3 protein-coding genes and 1 pseudogene are annotated in these 4,126 nt (G+C 74.9%); all 4 read right to left on the reverse strand.

The annotated features are described in order from the left end of the window. Positions 1 to 131 precede the first annotated feature (131 nt). The gene (locus ACIP4P_RS41845) at positions 132 to 1,052 is read right to left on the reverse strand and encodes a C40 family peptidase (protein ID WP_400928681.1); all 921 of its coding nucleotides are present in this window, start codon (positions 1,050 to 1,052) and stop codon (positions 132 to 134) included. 331 nt (positions 1,053 to 1,383) lie between these two features. Further along, positions 1,384 to 2,805: an AMP-binding protein gene (locus tag ACIP4P_RS41850; protein WP_400928684.1), complete on the reverse strand. Its 1,422-nt coding sequence runs from the start codon at positions 2,803 to 2,805 to the stop codon at positions 1,384 to 1,386. Between the two features lie 215 nt (positions 2,806 to 3,020). Continuing rightward, positions 3,021 to 3,983: an electron transfer flavoprotein subunit alpha/FixB family protein gene (locus ACIP4P_RS41855; protein WP_400928687.1), complete on the reverse strand. Its 963-nt coding sequence runs from the start codon at positions 3,981 to 3,983 to the stop codon at positions 3,021 to 3,023. 46 nt (positions 3,984 to 4,029) lie between these two features. Further along, positions 4,030 to 4,126 (reverse strand): annotated as a pseudogene (locus tag ACIP4P_RS41860) (electron transfer flavoprotein subunit beta); the annotation flags it as partial.

The following is a 4,126-nucleotide window of genomic DNA, read 5'->3' on the forward strand; positions in this document are numbered from 1 at the left end:
CCCGCGGCGCGCGGCGGCGCCCCCCCCCCGCGCCCCCGGCCCCCCGGGGCGGCCGCCCCCCGCCCCGGGGGGGGGGGGGGGGGGGGGGGGGCCCCCCCCCGCCCCGCCCACGGACACGACGACGGAAGGCGCTACGGCCGACCCATGTAGGCCGGGTAGTACCCGCTGCTGATCCCCGAGATCCGGATCAGCGTCCCGGGCCGCGCGGCCTCCACGTACTGGTTGTTGCCCAGGTAGATCGCCACGTGCTGGATGCCCCGCTTGGTGCCGTTCGGCGACCAGAACAGCAGGTCACCGCGGCGCAGCTGGCTCGCCTTGATCGGCGTGGTGGCGGCGTACTGGTCGTTGGCGACCCGCGGCAGCTTGATGCCGCCACGCTTGAACGCCTGCTGCACCAGGCCCGAGCAGTCGTACCCGTCCGGCCCGTTGCCCGCGGTCCGGAACGGCTTGCCCAGCTGGGCGAGCGCGTACTCCACCGCGGTCTCGACGTTGCGGTCCGCCGCCACGGACGAACCGCCCGACGAGCCGCCCGAGGAACCGGACGAGGAGCCGGACGACCCGGCGGAGGAACCGCCGGTGCGCTGCAGGTAGATGTCGTAGTGGGAGGTCCAGCGCCACTCCCCCTTGCTGTTCTTGAACCAGTACCGCGAGCCGTCCCAGCCCTGCGTGATCCCACCGTTCGAGGACTTCGAGGTGGACTTCGACGAGGACTTGGCGGAGGACTTCGGAGCCGACTTCCCGCTGGTCCGCGCCAGGTACACGCTGTAGTGCGTCGTCCAGCGCCACTGCCCCTGGCTGTTCTTGAACCAGTACCGCGAGCCGTCCCACCCGGCGTGCGCCGGCGCCCGCTCCGCCGCGGCGGGGCTCACGCCGGTGCCGAGGCCGACGGCCCCCACGCCGACCGCGATCACGGCCGCCATGCCTATCCCCCGGCGGACCCGCGCGGCCCGCGAGGGACGGACGGCGGTGGCGGAACGGACGGCGGTGGCGGGGGCGTGCTGCCCGGTCGGTTCGTCGGCGGCATCCGGCGCGCCGGTGTTGACGGTGGTCATCCTGCTGACTTCCTTCACTGCTGCGAACGCACTGCGGCGTACGGCCGCCGGACGGGCGGCTGCGGAAACTGCTGCGGACACGCGGTACGCCCCGGTCGCGCCGGTTCGTACGCTCGGCAGATCCCGGTCCGACCCGCCGCGGTCCCGGCCCTGCGACCGGAAGCCACGGCATGTCACCCGGGGATTCAGTTCTGCCTGCGTGTCACGTTAGGCACGCGTCCGCTCACTACGCGCAGTGGAGTGCGCCAAAGGAAGGTTTCCCGGACGGCGGGCGCCGACGGCGCATCAGGGTGAACACCCGTCACCGTCGGCGTGTCCCGACGCCCCCTCATCAGCGGCCGCCGGCCTCCCCGAGCAACTGCTTCTTCAGCACCTTCCCCAGGGCGTTCCTGGGCAGTTCGGGCACCAGCACGACCCGCCGCGGCCGCTTGTGCACCGAGAGCCGCTCGGCCACGAAGGCCGTCAGCTGTTCCCCCGTCACGGCGCCGTCCGGGACGACGTAGGCGACGATCGCCTGTCCGAGGTCCTCGTCCGGCGCGCCGACCACCGCCGCGTCGGCGACCGCCGGGTGGTCGCGCAGCGCGGCCTCCACCTCGCCCGCGCCGATCCGGTAGCCGCCGCTCTTGATCAGGTCCACCGAGGCACGGCCGACGATCCGGTGGAAGCCGTCCGCCCCGATCACCGCGACGTCCCCGGTGCGGAACCAGCCGTCCGCCGTCCAGGCCTCGGCGTCCGCGTCCGGCCGGTTGAGGTAGCCGCTGAACAGCGTGGGGCCGCTGACCTGCAGCTCCCCGACGCTCTCCCCGTCGTACGGGACGGGCTCGCCGTCCTCGCCGACCAGTCGGGTGCGCACCCCTTCCACCGGCAGTCCGACGCTGCCGGGGCGCCGCTCGCCGTCCGCCCGGGTGCTGACGGTGATCAGCGACTCGGTCATCCCGTAGCGCTCGATCGGGGCGTGGCCGGTGAGCGCGGCCAGCTTCTCGAACGCCGGTACGGGCAGCGGCGCGCTGCCGGAGACCAGCAGCCGGGCCGGGGCCAGCCGCGCGGCCGCCTCCCGGTCCGCCGCCAGCCGGGACCACACGGTGGGCACCCCGAAGTACAGGCTGCCGCCCGCCGACGCGTACCCCTCCGGGGTGGGCCGGCCGGTGTGCACCAGCCGGCTGCCGGTGCGCAGGGCACCGAGCACGCCGAGCAGCAGTCCGTGCACGTGGAACAGCGGCAGGCCGTGGACGAGGGTGTCCTCCGCGGTCCACTGCCAGGCGGCGGCGAGCGCGTCCAGGTCGGCGGCGATCGCCGCGCGCCGGATCACCGCGCCCTTGGGCGCGCCGGTGGTGCCGGAGGTGTAGAGCACGAAGCCGGTCGCGTCGGCGGCCGGTTCGGCGTACGTGGTCGCCGAGCGCTCGGCGGGGTCGACCGGCAGGGCCGCCACCGACAGGCCCTCCGGCACCTCCTCCCCGACGGCGTGGGCGAGCAGCGCCGCACCCGAGTCGCGCAGGATGTGCTCGCGCTCCTTGGGGCCCGAGTCGGGCGGCAGCGGCACCACCGGAACGCCCGCCAGCAGACCGCCGACCACGGCGGTGACCGTCTCCACGGTGGGCCGGGCGAGCACCGCCAGCGCGGGCGCCCCGGCCACCCGGTCGGCCACCGCGACCGCCGCGCCCAGCAGCTCCTCCCGGGAGAGCGCCCGCCCGTCGATCCGCAGCGCGTCCGCCGCGTCGCCGTGGCCGCCCTGAAGTGCCGTCAGCAGTGCCATGCTTCCGTCCTCGCCTCGTCCTCGCCCTGGTCCCGCCGGACGCTCACGCGCCCGGCCGACGTCGGGCCGACTCTACGGGCCGGCCGGGCGCCACCGGCAGACGGTCGCCGGGGCAGGCGGGTACCCGCGGGTCAGCGGGACCAGGGCGGACACGACGGCGGAGGGCGCGGCACCGAGCACCCGGTACCACGCCCTCCGGTCCTGCCGGCCGGGGATCAGCCCTTGCGGGCCTTCACCTCGGTGGTCAGCTGCGGCAGCACCGCGAACAGGTCGCCGACCACGCCGTAGTCCACCAGCTCGAAGATCGGGGCCTCGGCGTCCTTGTTGACGGCCACGATGGTCTTCGAGGTCTGCATGCCGGCCCGGTGCTGGATGGCACCGGAGATGCCCGCCGCGATGTAGAGCTGCGGGGAGACCTGCTTGCCGGTCTGGCCGACCTGGTTGCTGTGCGGGTACCAGCCGGCGTCGACGGCGGCGCGCGAGGCACCGACGGCCGCGCCGAGGGCGTCGGCGAGCTCCTCGACCACGCCGAAGCCCTCGGCGGCACCGACGCCGCGGCCGCCGGAGACCACGATGGCGGCCTCGGTCAGCTCGGGGCGGCCGGTGGACACCCGCGGGGTGCGCGAGGTGACCTTGGCGGCGTTGCCGGTGAACGCCACCGCGACGTTCTCGACCGCGCCGGCGGCCGGGGCGGCCTCCGGGGCGACGGCGTTCGGCTTGACGGTGATGACCGGCGCGCCCTTGGTGACCGTGGACTTCACCTGGAAGGAAGCGGCGAACACCGACTGGGTGGCGACCGGACCGCCGTCGCCGGCCTCCAGGTCGACGGCGTCGGTGATGATGCCGGAGCCGATCCGCAGCGCGACGCGGGCGGCGACCTCCTTGCCCTCACCGGAGGAGGTGACCAGCACGGCGGCCGGGGAGACCGTCGTGGCGATCTGGGCCAGGGCGTCCACCTTGGGGACGACCAGCTGGTCGGCGAACTCGGCGCCGTCCGCGACGTACACCTTGGCGGCGCCGAACTCGGCGGCCTTGGCGGCGATGTCGGCGGCCGCGGCACCCGCGCCCAGGACGACGGCGGACGGCTCACCGATGCGGCGGGCCAGGGTCAGCAGTTCGAGGGCCGGCTTGCGGACCGCACCATCGGCGTGGTCCACCAGAACCAGGATCTCAGCCATGATTCGTTGCTCCTGATCGATCGTTGGGTGCGCTGACGGGCGGGGCTCAGATGAACTTCTGGTCGGCGAGGAACGCGGCGAGCTGCTTGCCGCCCTCGCCCTCGTCCTTGACGACCGTGCCCGCGGTGCGCGCCGGACGCGCC

Origin of the sequence: Kitasatospora sp. NPDC089509, from assembly GCF_044749365.1 — a bacterium.
Lineage (GTDB): Bacteria > Actinomycetota > Actinomycetes > Streptomycetales > Streptomycetaceae > Kitasatospora.